The 14774-nt window shown below is 35.9% G+C and carries 14 protein-coding genes; 2 read left to right on the top strand and 12 right to left on the bottom strand.

What is annotated here, in order from left to right; genetic code table 11:
* The first annotated feature begins 142 nt into the window (after window positions 1-142).
* Window positions 143-1096 carry a formimidoylglutamase gene (gene hutG, locus A8B35_RS19500; RefSeq protein ID WP_068475207.1) on the top strand — a complete coding sequence of 318 codons (954 nt, stop codon included), beginning with the start codon at window positions 143-145 and terminating at the stop codon, window positions 1094-1096.
* 150 nt (window positions 1097-1246) lie between these two features.
* On the opposite strand, the gene A8B35_RS19495 is transcribed toward hutG, so the two are convergent.
* The 5 genes from A8B35_RS19495 to A8B35_RS19475 all read right to left on the bottom strand — a co-directional run bounded on the left by A8B35_RS19495 (window position 1247) and on the right by A8B35_RS19475 (window position 6883).
* Complete coding sequence (locus A8B35_RS19495; RefSeq protein WP_068475204.1) at window positions 1247-2623, bottom strand: alpha/beta hydrolase family protein; 1377 nt, start codon at window positions 2621-2623, stop codon at window positions 1247-1249.
* A gap of 278 nt (window positions 2624-2901) precedes the next feature.
* Window positions 2902-3378 carry an MEKHLA domain-containing protein gene (locus tag A8B35_RS19490; protein ID WP_068475201.1) on the bottom strand — a complete coding sequence of 159 codons (477 nt, stop codon included), beginning with the start codon at window positions 3376-3378 and terminating at the stop codon, window positions 2902-2904.
* 7 nt (window positions 3379-3385) lie between these two features.
* The gene (locus A8B35_RS23065; protein WP_083634557.1) at window positions 3386-4234 is read right to left on the bottom strand and encodes a hypothetical protein; all 849 of its coding nucleotides are present in this window, start codon (window positions 4232-4234) and stop codon (window positions 3386-3388) included.
* Window positions 4235-4466: 232 nt separating this feature from the next.
* Complete coding sequence (locus A8B35_RS19480; protein ID WP_068475197.1) at window positions 4467-5078, bottom strand: indolepyruvate oxidoreductase subunit beta; 612 nt, start codon at window positions 5076-5078, stop codon at window positions 4467-4469.
* 2 nt (window positions 5079-5080) lie between these two features.
* The gene (locus A8B35_RS19475) at window positions 5081-6883 is read right to left on the bottom strand and encodes an indolepyruvate ferredoxin oxidoreductase subunit alpha (protein ID WP_083634554.1); all 1803 of its coding nucleotides are present in this window, start codon (window positions 6881-6883) and stop codon (window positions 5081-5083) included.
* A 472-nt stretch (window positions 6884-7355) separates the two neighbouring features.
* On the opposite strand from A8B35_RS19475, the gene A8B35_RS19470 reads away from it, so the two are divergent.
* On the top strand, window positions 7356-7748 hold the full coding sequence (locus A8B35_RS19470) for a DUF302 domain-containing protein (RefSeq protein WP_068475192.1): 393 nt from the start codon (window positions 7356-7358) through the stop codon (window positions 7746-7748).
* A gap of 84 nt (window positions 7749-7832) precedes the next feature.
* On the opposite strand, the gene A8B35_RS19465 is transcribed toward A8B35_RS19470, so the two are convergent.
* The 7 genes from A8B35_RS19465 to A8B35_RS19435 all read right to left on the bottom strand — a co-directional run bounded on the left by A8B35_RS19465 (window position 7833) and on the right by A8B35_RS19435 (window position 14722).
* Complete coding sequence (locus A8B35_RS19465; protein ID WP_068475188.1) at window positions 7833-8375, bottom strand: dihydrofolate reductase family protein; 543 nt, start codon at window positions 8373-8375, stop codon at window positions 7833-7835.
* Between the two features lie 46 nt (window positions 8376-8421).
* A complete protein-coding gene (locus A8B35_RS19460; RefSeq protein WP_068475185.1) occupies window positions 8422-9279 on the bottom strand; it encodes a hypothetical protein in 858 nt (285 codons plus the stop codon).
* A gap of 108 nt (window positions 9280-9387) precedes the next feature.
* The gene (locus A8B35_RS19455; RefSeq protein WP_068475182.1) at window positions 9388-10098 is read right to left on the bottom strand and encodes a hypothetical protein; all 711 of its coding nucleotides are present in this window, start codon (window positions 10096-10098) and stop codon (window positions 9388-9390) included.
* A 492-nt stretch (window positions 10099-10590) separates the two neighbouring features.
* Window positions 10591-11823, bottom strand: coding sequence for a LamG domain-containing protein (locus A8B35_RS19450; RefSeq protein WP_068475179.1), 1233 nt, complete (start codon window positions 11821-11823; stop codon window positions 10591-10593).
* A gap of 360 nt (window positions 11824-12183) precedes the next feature.
* The gene (locus A8B35_RS19445) at window positions 12184-13584 is read right to left on the bottom strand and encodes a flotillin family protein (protein ID WP_139314945.1); all 1401 of its coding nucleotides are present in this window, start codon (window positions 13582-13584) and stop codon (window positions 12184-12186) included.
* An 18-nt stretch (window positions 13585-13602) separates the two neighbouring features.
* Window positions 13603-14163: a hypothetical protein gene (locus tag A8B35_RS19440; RefSeq protein ID WP_068475174.1), complete on the bottom strand. Its 561-nt coding sequence runs from the start codon at window positions 14161-14163 to the stop codon at window positions 13603-13605.
* 154 nt (window positions 14164-14317) lie between these two features.
* The gene (locus A8B35_RS19435) at window positions 14318-14722 is read right to left on the bottom strand and encodes a DUF5684 domain-containing protein (protein WP_222844188.1); all 405 of its coding nucleotides are present in this window, start codon (window positions 14720-14722) and stop codon (window positions 14318-14320) included.
* Between the last annotated feature and the right edge of the window lie 52 nt (window positions 14723-14774).

Here is a 14774-nt window from a genome sequence, read left to right as displayed (position 1 = left end):
TTAACACAGAGACACGATATTGCGTCATCGCGATGAAAGAAGCGATCTCAAGGCGAAATTTATAAATATCTCTAATTACGCCTTGAGATTCCTTCGTGCCTCGGAATGACGAGCAGGCTGGTTAATCAAAAATTAAAAAGAAATGACAACAAAAAACCACATACCAGCATCCAAAGAGCTTTGGCAAGGACGAGCGACTAGCGTTGATAACGAATATTGGTATCAAATTATTGATTGTTTGCAACCAACGGATTCTCTTAGCAACTACAATTATGCTATTGTGGGTTATACCTGCCACGAGGGTGTAAAACGAAACCAAGGACGTTTAGGAGCAGCCAAAGGTCCTGATGCCATCCGTAATAAACTGGCTAAAGTTCCCGTTCATTTCAATGATATCAAAATTGCAGATGTGGGTAATATTCCTTGCATTGACAATAACATGGAAGCTTGTCAGGATGACTATGCAACGGTGATTACCCAAGCCTTAAATGCACAGTGTTTTCCCATTGGTATTGGTGGTGGTCACGATATTGCCTATGCTACTTTTAAAGGTATATGGAATAGCTTTGAGGCAGACAACAAACCAAAAATTGGCATTATCAACTTTGATGCGCACTTCGATTTTAGAGTAAAAACTGCAGCTGGAAACTCGGGCACACCCTTTTATCAGATTATAGAAGAACATCCACGAAACGTAGAATATTTAGCCATTGGCATACAGCAACAAGGCAACACTCGCGCTTTATTTAACTATGCCGAAAGCAAAAAACTAAGCTTTATCCCTTGGGAAAACTGCGAAGAATATGGTGATGGATTTGAGAAAATCAAGGCAGAATTAAATCAATTTGCAAGTAAGGTAGATCATCTTTATATCACCATCGATTTAGATGCTTTCTCATCGGCGTTTGCACCCGGAGTGAGTGCGCCATCTGCTTTGGGCATTACGCCAAAGTTTGCCTTAAAAGTGCTCACTGAGTTATTAAGCAGCCAAAAGGTAATCGCCTTGGATATCGCGGAGTTAAATCCATCCTTAGACCAAGATAATGTGACTGCAGGATTGGCCGCACGTATGATTGATTATGTGGTAAACCAATAACTATTTTTTTTGGGCGTGCCCCTAAAGGGTCGGGCTTTTCGTTTCAACTCCTCGCTGCCTTCCGCAGCTGTGGGGTTTCCACTTCAATCCCTCACGCAGCCGGGTACTTGCCAAGTGATGCTTATTTGGTTCTCATAACTAATTTAATCCTCAGTTTACCTGAAGCTTAATCCAAGCTAACATTTCCTCTAAAGCAATGGGCGATATGGTTTGCTCAATAATACCATATTCAGCAATAGCTCCAGTTTCACATTCCTGAAACAGATGATTCAAGCCATCCAATTCTTTAACTATCATTTTAGTGTTTCCTGATTGCGTGGCAGCTTTTTCAATTAAACTTAGGTTCTCTTCTGCGGGAACTTGTAAATCTTTACTGCCATTAATGGCCAATAATGGGCATCTAATCTGACTTAAGTAATCCATAGGATCCAAACGAATAAACTCTACCATCCAAGTACTTGTTAATTGATTTACCATACCCATTTTTTGTTGCGGCGTTATAACAGCATCATACTTAAGCGTATAATAATTCATCAAACTATCTTTGAGTTTATGATTACTGAATTCCTCGTTTAAAATAATCTGATGAGCTCCTAATGCCATTTCCTGATTTTGTTTTATCACGGTAGGATCCATTCCCATTTGCGCTGAAATTTTCTCCGCTTGCAACAACAATAACTTATCGCCGCGTAAAACTGTGCCCGCCATTAAAACAGCATAATTCACATCGTTATTTTGCGCAGCAACAATGGAAGCGATAATGCCACCTTCACTATGCCCAATTAATCCTAGCTTATCCTTATTTATTTCTGGTCGCGACTTTAAGTATTCAATGGCACTTTCTACATCCTTAGCAAAATCATAAGTACTCGATCCAACAAAACTACCCTCTGACTCTGCCGTTCCTCTATCATCAAAACGGAGCACGGCAATACCATTTTTAGTAAGATAGTCTGATAAAACTAAAAAGGGTTTATGCCCAAATAAGGCTTCATCTCTATTCTGAGGTCCACTCCCTGAAATAAGCACTACTGCAGGAAAGTGACCCGTTTTAGCTGGCATAGTTAAAGTACCAGCCAATTGAATGTTATCCTTTGAATTTCTAAAGGTAATATCCTCGCTATAGTATGTATAAGGTTTGCTAGGTTCTTGTGGACGAAGGACAGCCTTGGTTTCCGTACTCTTTTTTGTCAACTCCAAGGGCAAAGTAAATGTCCCTTGTTTAAAGGTACCTTCAAAAATACCTTCAGCATTTAAGTGTGCGTTATAATGAATACCTAAGTTTTGTACTTTTATATTCAACTCTGAATCAGTATATGTAATTGTACTTACAGGAATTCCCATAGCGCCCTGAGCTGGGCTATCCAATGTTGCGGCATAAACAGCATCAGTTTGTGAAATATTAAATACCAAAGGTAAATCTACACCTTGTATCTTTAAGGTTCCATGCCAACTCCCAACAATTTCCTGAGCATTAAGGGCAATGCATAAAGATAAGATAGTGATTAGCGTAAATAGGTTTTTCATGATTGTATTTTTTGGAGAATTAGAGTTAATACTTTTGGTACGTTTATCCAAAACTAATCATTTTTGAATATTTGTAATAGTGCATAAAGCAAAACCTCGACATATTAAGATAAAAAACCTAACACTGAGACACAGGGTCACAGAGGTTTATAATATGGTTCATAAAAAACTCTGTGTCTTTGCGCCTCTGTGTTTACCTTTTATGCATAAATGCGGACAATCATTAATCATTTAACCCTATTAATACATCATTACTTAGATGCTTAAAGCAAATATGCCTATAGGTAACTGTATTCTTTAAATAAAGCTGCTTGCCCTATTCTATTGTTTTCAGAATCATAAACATTCCAAAGCATAACATCTTTAATTTCAAACCTTCTTCCAGTTTTTGAAATTCTAATACCTGAGTAATCCTTCGAATATCCTTTTTCGGCAACTTCTGCCAGAAACTTTTCTCTTTTACTTCGCTCGTCACTTTCTGCAGAATATCTAGAATGCAGATTAGTCATTTCTTCCCAAGTCATTTCAAAAAGGTTGAGAGCCGTTTGATTTGCATAGTTAAATATAGGATCATCAGTTGCATTATGAGCTAACAACACATAATCGGAATTAAAAGCTTGCTTTGCCTGTTCTTCCAAATTTAAAGAAAAATCAACAATCTCAATATCCGCGAGTTTCTTCAAGCTACTTGTAATATGACTAACATACTCCTTCAGATAACTATTCTCACTATTAGGCAAATGATTCTTCTTCATGGCTCAATTAAATTAAACTTATAGCCTCTTTAACACTCATCTTTACTTTGATGTTTTTAGAGCTTGCGAGCTGATTACAAACCGTGATAATTCCATTAGCAAGTATATCGGCACCATTAAAAATCTCTGCACTCATGCAATCCACAGTACAAGCTAAAATTCCGGCTTCACTTAGTGAACCTAGACTTTTTACACCTGCATTATTTTTTCCAATTCCGGCATCGTTAAAAAATACGGCTTTAACACCACGCTTTTTTGCATAATCGCCAGCACTCAATCCGCCGTGTGATCCGCACACAACAATATCGCCTGAATTATTCTCGTTTAAAAAAGTGATACTATCTGTTACTGTAACATCAACTCCTGCAATTTGTGTTTGCGCTTGCTTTTTTAACTCGCCCTTGCTACTATCCTCCTCTTTATTATCAATATGAGATATTGAATCTTCACTAACCTGAACTGAAGAGGTTTGAATTATATTATCACTTATTTTTGAAACGGCCTCTTTTACCGAGTCACCAATTTGAATCCCGGCTACTTCTGCTTGCGGGCTAATGTGACTTATAACCCCATTCTGCCAAGTATCTTGAGCAATACCAATTTCAGCACTAAAATTATCCACAGCACAAGCTAGAACATTCTCTGATTCATAGTGCTGAAGACCTCTTATCCCAGCCTGGTTTTTTCCTACCCCTGCACTATTGAGAAAAACAGCCTTTACACCACATTTATTTATGTGAGCGGCAAGGTCTCTATTCCCACCACAGTGTGATCCACAAACAAGAATTGGATAGCTATTACCGACTTGCAAATCGCCTAAACTATCCAAAAGCACAATACCCTTAGGTAAATCCATGTTATTAAGTTAAATGTAACTATACAGTATAAAGTATTAAGACATAAGTATAAAGATTTCTAATCATTTAGCATTATGTGAAGTTATGGTTAATTAATTATTTTGCAATGATAATGCAATTCGTATAGATTTCTATAGATATTAAGAAATTTACATTTACTTAAATTATTAGGTCTTATATCTTTATACTTTTGTCTTACTACTAAACAGTTACGGTTAAATATTACGATTACTATGAAACTACCAATTCAGCTCGAGCAATAGCAGAACCTTTTTCGTAAGCTTTTATATTTCCCTCAACAAACTTAGCCGGAACACTTTCCTTAACAATTTGAATCATTTCATCATGAGAATAACCTCTAAACTCGGCATAGTAACCAAGCATGAAAATATTCATCATTTTGTTGATATTAAACTCTGAACTTTTATTCTCTTCAGGATCAATAATAAATGTTTTATTTTCTGATCGCTTGATGATATCTGTTTTCGATTCAGGTAGATCTTTTTGCAATCGTGTATTTACACTACTCGAAGTTAATTCGTAGGTACTTGAAAAAACTACGCCTTCTTTTTTAAGACAATGTAAATGACGCAGTGTTTCTGTTTGCTCAAATGAAATCACATAATCCACATCGCCTGCTTTGATAAATGGCGAAAGTACGGGTTTGTTTGAATAACGAAAATGACTTTCAACTCCGCCACCACGCTGACCAAGACCAATCACGTCAGAAGTTTTTAACTCGTACCCAAGTTTCATATAAAACTTACCCAGAAGATTACTAAAAAGGAGTATCCCTTGTCCTCCTACACCCGCTATTATTATATTTTTTCCTGTGTCTTGCATTATTATGATTTTATGGCTTCAAACTTACATGTGGTAGAACACAATCCGCAACCTGTGCAAATATCTTGGTTAATAACAATATCAACTAATCCATCGTTTGTTTTACTCTCAATGGCTAAACATCCGATACCTACACATTTTCTACACTTCGTACACTTATCCTGATCGATATAACTTGGAGTTGCTTTAGGTAGTTTGAATTTGGTAACACACGGCTTTTTAACAATTACAACTGAATTTGTTTTTGCATTTACCGAATTAAGTATTGATTCTTCAAGATTATCAAATTCGTAGGCGTCTACACTTACAATATCGCTAACCCCAATAGCTTCGCATACTTTGGCAATATCTAACTTATTTTCTGGCTTATAATTAAAACCAAACTCACTAGAAGCCACATGTTGTCCTCCTGTCATGGCAAGACAGCTATTATCTACAATAATCACAGTTGATTGACCATTATTGAATATCAAGTTCATTAAGCCATTAATACCGGTAGCCCAAAAACCTCCATCGCCAATCATGGCTACAAAGTTTTCATCTTGTCCTTTGGCCTTATTATAACCGTGTGCCAATGCAATACTTGAACCCATACATTTTTGTAAAGAATAGGATTCCATATGCGGAAAGCAACCAATAAGACCGCAGGTAACATCTGCAGCTGCTTTTATTTTATGTTTCTTTAATATGCGCGATACAAAAAGATGCGAACAACCGGCACAGCTCACTGGCAACCTAAAAGGAACATCCTTCATTGGAGTTCTTTTAACAGCGCCAGGAACCAATTTTTCCTCAATGATATCAGGAGTAAAACGCATCATATCTGGAAATCTTGGAAATAACTCTTTTCCTATTACTGACACTCCTAAATCCTTAATATTCTTTTCTATAATATCATGTCCATCTTCAATCACATAGAGTTTATCTACATGTTCAGCCAGCTCTCTGATTTGTTTTTCGGGCAAGGGCATAACCAAGCCTAGTTTTAAAACTGAAGCCTCTGGTAATACCTCTTTCACATAATAATAGGGAGTACCTGCTGTGATAATTCCAATCTTTGTACCATTCAACTCCAGCTTATTAATAGCAAAATTGTTGCTATCGTCAGCTAAACGCTTCATGTGTGCTGTAAAATTATTAAAGCATTTGGTCAATTTAGGATGCTCAGAACCTTTTGCCTTAGTCATAATGGTTGTCATTATAACTTTACTGAAACTTACTGGATATTTTTCTCTATGTCTGACCTGGAAATTGTATTCCTCATCAATAACAACTCTACTGGTAGTTTTACATGTTACTGATGTTATTTTAAGAATAACGGGTGTGCTATATTCTTCACTAATCTCAAAAGCCTTAACCATAAGATCCTTGGCTTCCTGACTATCACTTGGTTCTAATACAGGGATATTAAACATGTTTCCGTAATGACGACAATCGTTATAATCATCACCAGCAATACGACCAACATCATCGCCAACTACCAATACCAGTCCGCCATTGATTTGACTTCCGGCAGCTCCACCTAAAGCATCAGCTGCCACGTGTAAACCTACGGTTTTCATTATAGCCATGCTGCGGTAACCCGCAAATGAGGCGCCAATAGCTACTTCTAAAGCTACCTTCTCATTAGTAGACCATTCACAATAAATATCTGGATATTTAAGATTAGTATAATCCATTACTTCTGTGGATGGTGTTCCGGGAAATCCGGAAGCAATTTTGACACCTGCCTCGAAGGCACCTCTGGCAACCGCTTCATTACCATTCATCATTTTCATCGCGGCAAACTCATTTCCTGTCTTCATAAAAGTGACCTCTCTCCCTGTTGCTTGTTTTTTCTCTGATTTAGTAATGCGGCAAAAATAGATTATTTATGATTAGCTCCAAAATTGAGTGATGTTTTATTTAAAAAAAACAGGATTTTTATCATATTCGAAGGTGATAAAGGAGGAGTTACTTCTTTGGCTGATACGCATGTTAACACCATCAAGATCGCTTTGAAATAAATATCTGTAATAATGATTGAGTCTAGAGCATCATCCTCTAAATGAATCGAAAGAAATAATATTAAAGCTAATAAGCTATGGTCTTTATTTAAAGCTAGCACATCAAATATGATGTAACTATAAATAGAATTAGATAATGAATTCTTGTGTATTTTATCGTAAATTAGAAGAACTACAAACCAATCATATTGGTATGAGATTATGCTTGTATTAGACTAACCTTCAGTACTTTTTTTAAGCAATGCCCAGAATGAATTTAAAACTATAAAAGATGAACTATTATTTTAACACTGTATTGAGCAAAGTTAACTTTGATGAAGCCATTGAAAAAGTAACTGCAGAACTTAAAAAAGAAGGTTTTGGCGTTTTAACTGAAATTGATATTCAGAAAACTTTTAAAGCAAAATTAGATATCGATTTTAAAAAGTATAGAATACTTGGAGCCTGTAATCCACAATTTGCACATAAAGCCATTGAGGCCGAAGATAAAATTGGGGCCTTTTTACCTTGCAATATTATTGTACAACAAGATGTAGAAAATGCTGTGGAGGTTTCTGCCGTAAACCCTATTGCTATGATGAGCAGTGTAGATAATAAAGAATTGGCTGGTTTAGCTATAGAAATTGAGGCGAAACTTAAGCGAGTAATTAAAAATTTAAATTAACACCCTAATATAATATTTGCTTGTCACTAGAAATGATTCAAAGTACAAAGTCAATATATTGACTTTGTACTTTGAATCATTTTTTTATTCTCTCACTCTCTTATATCTAATTTGAGGTACTTTACCCAAAAATACTTTTGTTGAAACATACTCAAAATTTAAAGGTGCTTTTAAATCACCAAATAAAGAAGAGCCTCCACCTAACAACACGGGTATAGTAGTAATAATTAAATCATCAATTAAATCTTCCTTTAAGAAGCCCTGAATAGTGCTTCCACCATCAATATACAAATGATGATACCCTTTTGCATGCACTTGCTGCAATACCTCTGTTAAGGAACCTTTCATTAAAAAAGCCTTTCCCTTATGTGATTCGGGAATTTCGGTAAGTTGTGTGCTCAATACAAATACCGGTTTGGTATATGGCCATTCACAATCAAAACCGAGTACTGTTTCAAAGGTTGTTCGCCCCATGATGAGTGCATCCACCTCATCTATAAATGGCAAATATCCCATATCTTCCTGATCAGGATTTGGGATGCTATGCAACCAATCTAAACCGCCATTTTTATCAGCAATATAACCATCAAGACTAGTGGCAATAAACACTTTATTTCGATTTTTCATATCTTAATATTTTTAACAAATATATTAAGAATAATAGTACTATAATTTACATATCAAAAATATAGCCTATAGAAAATGAAAACAAAGAAGTATTATTGTATTCATAAATAGGATCCAAGGAACGAGGTAGATTATAAGTATATGCTATTTCTAAATCAAAATTATTTATATTCAGCATTAAAGGAAAAGTTATTTCTGTATTCATCCAACCGAACTCTGAATTGTATGTAAACTCTTCTGATTCTGTAGCATAAACTACATCTTCTGAATCATAAAAAAACGATATTTCAGGTACAAACTGAAGATTGTTAAATGAGCCAAAATCAGCTATGCGAATAGATGCATACACATCCCAATTTAAAGTGGCTTTTGATGCACCACCAAATAAATAATTTAAACTTGCCCGCGCACCAAACCACTTAAATCGGGTAGTTGCACCCATATGTAAATTATTATTATACGTAGAAGAATAATCAATATCATTACTAATGGCAATATATCGGCTATATGACATATTATATCGGAACCACTTGTTTTTTTTCAGGGCTTTTCCGTAACCTACCATAATGGCATTATTATAATTAGCATTTCCACTAGTGCTAAATAAAGTACCTGAACTTGTACCCAAACCTGCAAAAAAACCATGAGAGTTAAAATAAGAAATCTGCGCAGCTAAAAAATACTGAGGATCTCCAATCTCGCGACCTGCATAATAGGTTTTATTGCTATAGCTTGTATTAACGTACAGAAAATGATAAGCCTTATCCACCTCAATATTCACATTTATCAACTCATTATCATCATAGTACATTACCTCATTTAATACAGAATCAATATAACTTTCTTGTGCTATAAGGGGAGATAACAAATACACACTTAGAATTACAGTTAATAAGCTCTTCATACATTTCTTTTAGCGGAAAAAAGTACAGGCGGGGGTACCTGTACTTATTATTTTGGGTAGTGTAACACATTGAATTAAATTTTATAATTCAACTCTATTTATAACAAATTATCCGTTTTTACGATCTCCTTTTTTTCTCGCTCGTTCTTTAGCTTGTTTCTTAACTGCTTCTTTTTGTTCTTCGGTTAAAGTTTCTTTTACCATTTGGCGATTTTCTTTCATTGATTGTGCGTTAGCTTTTCTAAGCTCCTGTTGCTCTTCTGTTAAAGTAGCTCGTAAAGCAGCTTGCTTTTCTTTTCTACCTAACTCTTCATCTTTCATAATTGCTAACTGCTCATCTGATAATGTAGCTTTAAAAGCTTCATGGTTGGCATCTTTATCAGCTTTTGATGAAGCTATTAACTCTTTTTGTTCTTCACTTAAAGATTCTTTAAATTCTTTACGCTCTTCTTGTTTATGCGCTTTAATAGCTTCTTTCTGCTCGTCGGTTAAGGTAGCTCTTAAAGCATCTCGATTGGCTTCCATGCTTTCTTTATTGGCTAATCGCATCGTTTGCTGTTCTTCACTTAACGACTCAGCAAAAGCTTTCATTTTCTCATGCTTGGTCATTTCTTTGTTTTCTAAAATAGCCAATTGCTCATCCGATAATGTAGCTTTAAAAGCTTCGCGGTTAGCTTTGCTCTCCTCTTTATTTGCGACTGCCAACTCCTTTTGTTCCTCTGTTAAAATTGGGGCTTTAACTTCTTCTTGGGCATTAACAACAAGTGCTGCTGAGAATAACACAACCGCAACTCCGAATACTTTAAAATAACTTTTCATTGTAATTATTATTTAAATGAATTTAAAATATGAATGTTTATATGAATACCGAGACAAGGCACATCTACCCTACTTTTTTTTTATTGTTTTTTTTATAAAAGTCCACATGTAATCACCATTAATAACTAACATACAGGACTTTACACTGATATTCTTTTTACTTTTTCGAGATAAAAAAAATGTAACTATATAACTTTAATGACCTCTACTGACCTGCACCGCTGACAGGAACGACAGCCCTTTGTTATTGGGTATTAGTGGCGCTTGGTAAGTGGATGCGACAGGGGAGCACACGCATTGCCTAGCAACACTTATACAAAATAATAAAGGCTATAGTGGATGGCGGCTTAAGGTGCCCTAGTTATAGATAGAATGTATCTGCGTTGCTAGATTCACAAATTACTTAAGTGATATTATGGCCTATAAAAAAAGCCAAACAGCATCAACTAAAATGGTTGACGTGTCTGGCTTAAGGGTATTTTATTTATTCGTTTATTGTACGTTTAGCACAATAGCACTTGTATTTAATGCTTCTTTTTTTGTGGAGTTTAAGGGACGAATGTGGGCAATTAAAGTGTAGGGTTTCCCGGGCTCTAATTTGGTAATGGTGTTGAAATTAAACTCGAGATTTGCGTATCCGGCATGTGCTTCATAGGTTGCATCAGCAACCTTCTTGCCATCGGCATCTTTCAATAAAAAGTGAATATTTCGTTTTTCATTGGCCTTATAGCTCAGTGGGATACTAATATTTTTACTACTCTTTACATTGAGCTCTACTGCCTTAAACATTATGTCTTCGTAATAGAGGTTTATTTCTTGCTCTAATGTAACTTCGGTTTCATTGGCTACGTTGGCATCAACTAATTTATAGGCGCGAACCCAATCGTAATAAACGACATTTTTATTTGGATCAGCTAGCTCTTCATCGTTGGGTAACTCAATCCATGGGAAGGGGTAAGTTTCGGAAACCAAACGCATATACATTGGCTTATCGAAGGGTTTATCGCTTACTTTATTGTAGAACTTTTGATATTTTGGTTCGCCATTATCATAATACAGGCTAGCCATGGTTTCATCGTGCCACCATCCGCCATAGGTGTGAAAGTTGGCTGATGCTAATTCTTTATCTTCGAATTTTACTTGCTCTGCTCTGTAATCGTGCTTCTCTTTATCGCAATCGGTATACCAATAGTGTGCATTTGAGTGCATTCCCTTAGCAAAATATTTACCATTAAAATCTCCTTCGCGGCCAATACATTCTTGAATATCCCATTCTTGTCCATAGCTATCGCATGCATTAGGCCCCTCGCCACCTTTACCTGAGAACCAGAAGGTTGTAGACATGGTAGTTGCTGCAGCCTTGGCACGGCACTCGTAATAACCTAAGAATACAGATTTCTTTGAAACTACAGCTCCACCCTTAATGTTAAATGTAAGATCGCGACCATAGGCGTGGATTATGGTATCTTTTTCCATCTTCTCCCCTCTAATTTGCAGATAACCATCGGCAACTGAAACTTGCGAAGGCATAAATAAACCGGGTTCGCGCCCTTTCCATGTAGGATGGTGATCGAACCATTTGGTGGCATCCAGTTCTGAACCATTAAATTCATCAGAGAAATCGGGATTCATAACCCAACGCTTACCTAATGGGGGCTCTGGAGGATCGGCAAACAAGAAGGTGGTAATTGCTAAAAAGCATAATGTTACTAGAATGTTTTTCATAATTGAGATATTTTAAAGCTTATTGTTCTATCAATGTTAACTCTAGTCCAATTCTAGTTCAAACAAACCTTATACTATAAATGGTCAGCTTATTTTTTACGTACTTTTTACTTGGCGACTACACTTGCTAATGTAAACAACTTTAACACTTTAATAGGGAGAGGTATTTGTATAAAAAGAGGGGAAATAAGCATTCTATTATTTTTACAACATTCCTCTATTAGAAAACAGCGCTTAACTGCTATCTACTATGAATCAGATAAAAATCATCTTTTTGTGAGTGAATTAACTAGACATTTTAACACAATAAAAAAAGGCAGGCTCAAAAACTGAACCTGCCTTTCAATATTAATTAATGCTTTACTCTATAATTTCAGCATCCTCTTCTTTAGTTTCAAGATCTTTCCCTTTTAAATAATCAGGTAATTGCATACCTGCCATATTAAACATCTCTTGCATTGGAGGAATAGATCCCATCATACCAGATAAAAAGTTAGCTGTTGATGTTTTTTCACCATCTTTTCCACCATTACCAGAATCCCAAACCGTAACTTTATCAATCTTAATGTTTTTGATAGCTTCAACCTGAGTAGCAACAAGCTCAGGCAATTTATCGGCAATCATAAGCATTACAGCTTTATCAGCCTCAGAACCGGCAGCATCAACAAGCTTTTTAAAACCTTCTGCTTGTTTAGATAATAGCTCAAAGTTACCTTTTGCTTCTGCTTCCATTTTTGCATAAATCGCATCAGCTTGACCTTTTGCATGACGACGAATTTTCTCAGCCTCAGCTTCAGCTTCAATTTCTACACGTTCTTTGTCAATTTGTGCAGGAATAATAATATCTGCTTTCTGTGTAGCTGACTCACGTTCGGCACGGTTAATCTCTGCTTGTCGCTCTGCTAAATAAGCTTCTTCAAGGGCTTTTGCAATAGAAACTTTCTCTGCTGCCGATGCTTTTCTTTCAGCTTCTGCTTCGTTCTCTCTTCTGCTTGCATCAGAATTTGCAACTGCTACTTTAGAAAGGTTTTCCCCTTCAACAGCTGTTGCTTCAGCTTTGGCCACTTGTACACGTTGATCTTGCATTGCATTAGCCTCACCAATGGCACCCTCACGGTTTTTCTCAGCTACTGTTTTCTTGGCATCATTAATTGCTTTGGCAGCAGCTTCTTTACCTAACGACTCGATATAACCTGATTCGTCGTTAATATCGGTAACATTAACGTTAATCAACTTTAAACCAACTTTCTTAAGTTCAGCTTCAACATTGGTTGATACTGCTGCAAGGAATTTATCGCGGTTATTGTTAATTTCTTCAATATCCATGGTAGCCACAACCAAACGCAGCTGACCAAAAATGATATCCTTTGCTAGATTACTAATGGCTTCTTGACCTAAGCCCAATAACCTTTCGGCAGCGTTATTCATTACGCCCGACTCCGTTGAAACTGCAATAGTAAAAATAGACGGTACATCTACACGAATATTCTGCTTACTTAAAGCATTGGTTAAGTTAATTTCAATTGAAATTGGTGTAAGATCTAAAAAAGAATAATCTTGAATAATTGGCCAAATAAAAGAGGCTCCACCATGTATACACTTGGCTGTTCTTGATTCGTGTCCGCCACCTTTACCTACTTTACCATAAACAACAAGCACCTTATCTGAAGGGCATCGTTTATAACGTTTTAAAAAACTATAAATTAGTGCAAAAACACTAATACCAACTACTGCGGCCAAAATACCTAAGTATTGTCCCATTTCTTCCATAATAAAAAACTATAATTTGGTTACTAATAAAATATCATCGTCAATAACATCAACAATTTTTACGATACTGCCTGTTGATAATTCGCTTGCATCATCGGTTAGCGCATCTAAGGTTTGATACCCTTGCGCTTTAACCTGTATTTTACCCAATGCGCTTCTATTGCTTGGTATGCTTAAATAAACTGTTGCTGTTTTATTTATGGTGCTTGATATGTTGAAATTTCCTTTTTCAACTAGTTTACTCATACTATAAGCGATATAGGCCATAACAAACATTATAGATAACCCAGCAGCTAGAGCTACCAATATGGTAACGGTGGTGGACCAACCTGAATTTAAGCCCATAATTCCAGTCCACCCAAACATGGTGAAAAATGAGATGAGATTTTTAATGGTTAAGAATTGAAACTCTATATCACTATCTAAATCACCATCGTCAGCATCACCTCCAAAAAATGTAAGAATGCTTTGAAATAAAAATAATACTGAAAATGGGATTGTGATTACCCAAAGGGTTTTGCCTAATGTAGTGAGATCGAGCCACCAGCTTGAAACATCTAATAAAATCATGATTTAGTATTTAGGGAATTGATGATTGGTAAATATACTACAGTGCGAATATATGCATAATTATGTAACGCATTTAATATTTACACCTACTTTTGGGCACAAAAAAAGCAGCTTTTATGTAAAGCTGCTCCTAAAAATTTAATCGAATAAGTTCTTATGCTGCTATTGGTGCTGGAGCACCGGCAGGACCTTGGTATTCTGCACTTCCAAACGCTAACATTGGATAGAATATAATTGGTAAAAAGATTAAACCTAATGTATAACCAACATCTTTACCAAAACTCTTTGATAATAAGTTAACCATCATAATAGCAAATACAATATTTACACCCGGAATAATTAACATGATAATCCACCATGCTGGTTTTCCAATAATCTCAAGTTGCACAATTAAACTATAAATAGGTATCAAACATGCCCAACCTGGCTTATCAGCCTTTGTATTAATTTTCCATGCAACGATAATGCTAAATGCAATTAGCAATAAATACACAAATACAAATGCAGCACCCATACCTGCTAATAATCCTGCTGAATCTCCGTAATCCATTGTTTCCATAAAAATATAAATTAGTTTGTTCTCCTACTCTTAAGGTTTTTCGGTTCCACCC

Origin of the sequence: Saccharicrinis aurantiacus (assembly GCF_001660705.2) — a bacterium.
Lineage (GTDB): Bacteria > Bacteroidota > Bacteroidia > Bacteroidales > Marinilabiliaceae > Saccharicrinis > Saccharicrinis aurantiacus.
Note: the sequence above shows the minus strand (reverse complement) of the source record. Positions and strands in the feature narration are given on the sequence as shown.

Excerpts from the sequence above, each read along its gene's own strand:
- A8B35_RS19495 (WP_068475204.1), bottom strand. The coding sequence starts at position 2,623 with ATGAAAAACCTATTTACGCTAATCACTATCTTATCTTTATGCATTGCC.
- A8B35_RS19490 (WP_068475201.1), bottom strand. The coding sequence starts at position 3,378 with ATGAAGAAGAATCATTTGCCTAATAGTGAGAATAGTTATCTGAAGGAG.
- hutG (WP_068475207.1), top strand. The coding sequence starts at position 143 with ATGACAACAAAAAACCACATACCAGCATCCAAAGAGCTTTGGCAAGGA.
- A8B35_RS19480 (WP_068475197.1), bottom strand. The coding sequence starts at position 5,078 with ATGCAAGACACAGGAAAAAATATAATAATAGCGGGTGTAGGAGGACAA.
- A8B35_RS19475 (WP_083634554.1), bottom strand. The coding sequence starts at position 6,883 with ATGAAGACAGGAAATGAGTTTGCCGCGATGAAAATGATGAATGGTAAT.
- A8B35_RS19455 (WP_068475182.1), bottom strand. The coding sequence starts at position 10,098 with ATGAAAAGTTATTTTAAAGTATTCGGAGTTGCGGTTGTGTTATTCTCA.
- A8B35_RS19435 (WP_222844188.1), bottom strand. The coding sequence starts at position 14,722 with ATGGAAACAATGGATTACGGAGATTCAGCAGGATTATTAGCAGGTATG.
- A8B35_RS19450 (WP_068475179.1), bottom strand. The coding sequence starts at position 11,823 with ATGAAAAACATTCTAGTAACATTATGCTTTTTAGCAATTACCACCTTC.
- A8B35_RS19445 (WP_139314945.1), bottom strand. The coding sequence starts at position 13,584 with ATGGGACAATACTTAGGTATTTTGGCCGCAGTAGTTGGTATTAGTGTT.
- A8B35_RS19440 (WP_068475174.1), bottom strand. The coding sequence starts at position 14,163 with ATGATTTTATTAGATGTTTCAAGCTGGTGGCTCGATCTCACTACATTA.
- A8B35_RS19460 (WP_068475185.1), bottom strand. The coding sequence starts at position 9,279 with ATGAAGAGCTTATTAACTGTAATTCTAAGTGTGTATTTGTTATCTCCC.
- A8B35_RS23065 (WP_083634557.1), bottom strand. The coding sequence starts at position 4,234 with ATGGATTTACCTAAGGGTATTGTGCTTTTGGATAGTTTAGGCGATTTG.
- A8B35_RS19465 (WP_068475188.1), bottom strand. The coding sequence starts at position 8,375 with ATGAAAAATCGAAATAAAGTGTTTATTGCCACTAGTCTTGATGGTTAT.
- A8B35_RS19470 (WP_068475192.1), top strand. The coding sequence starts at position 7,356 with ATGAACTATTATTTTAACACTGTATTGAGCAAAGTTAACTTTGATGAA.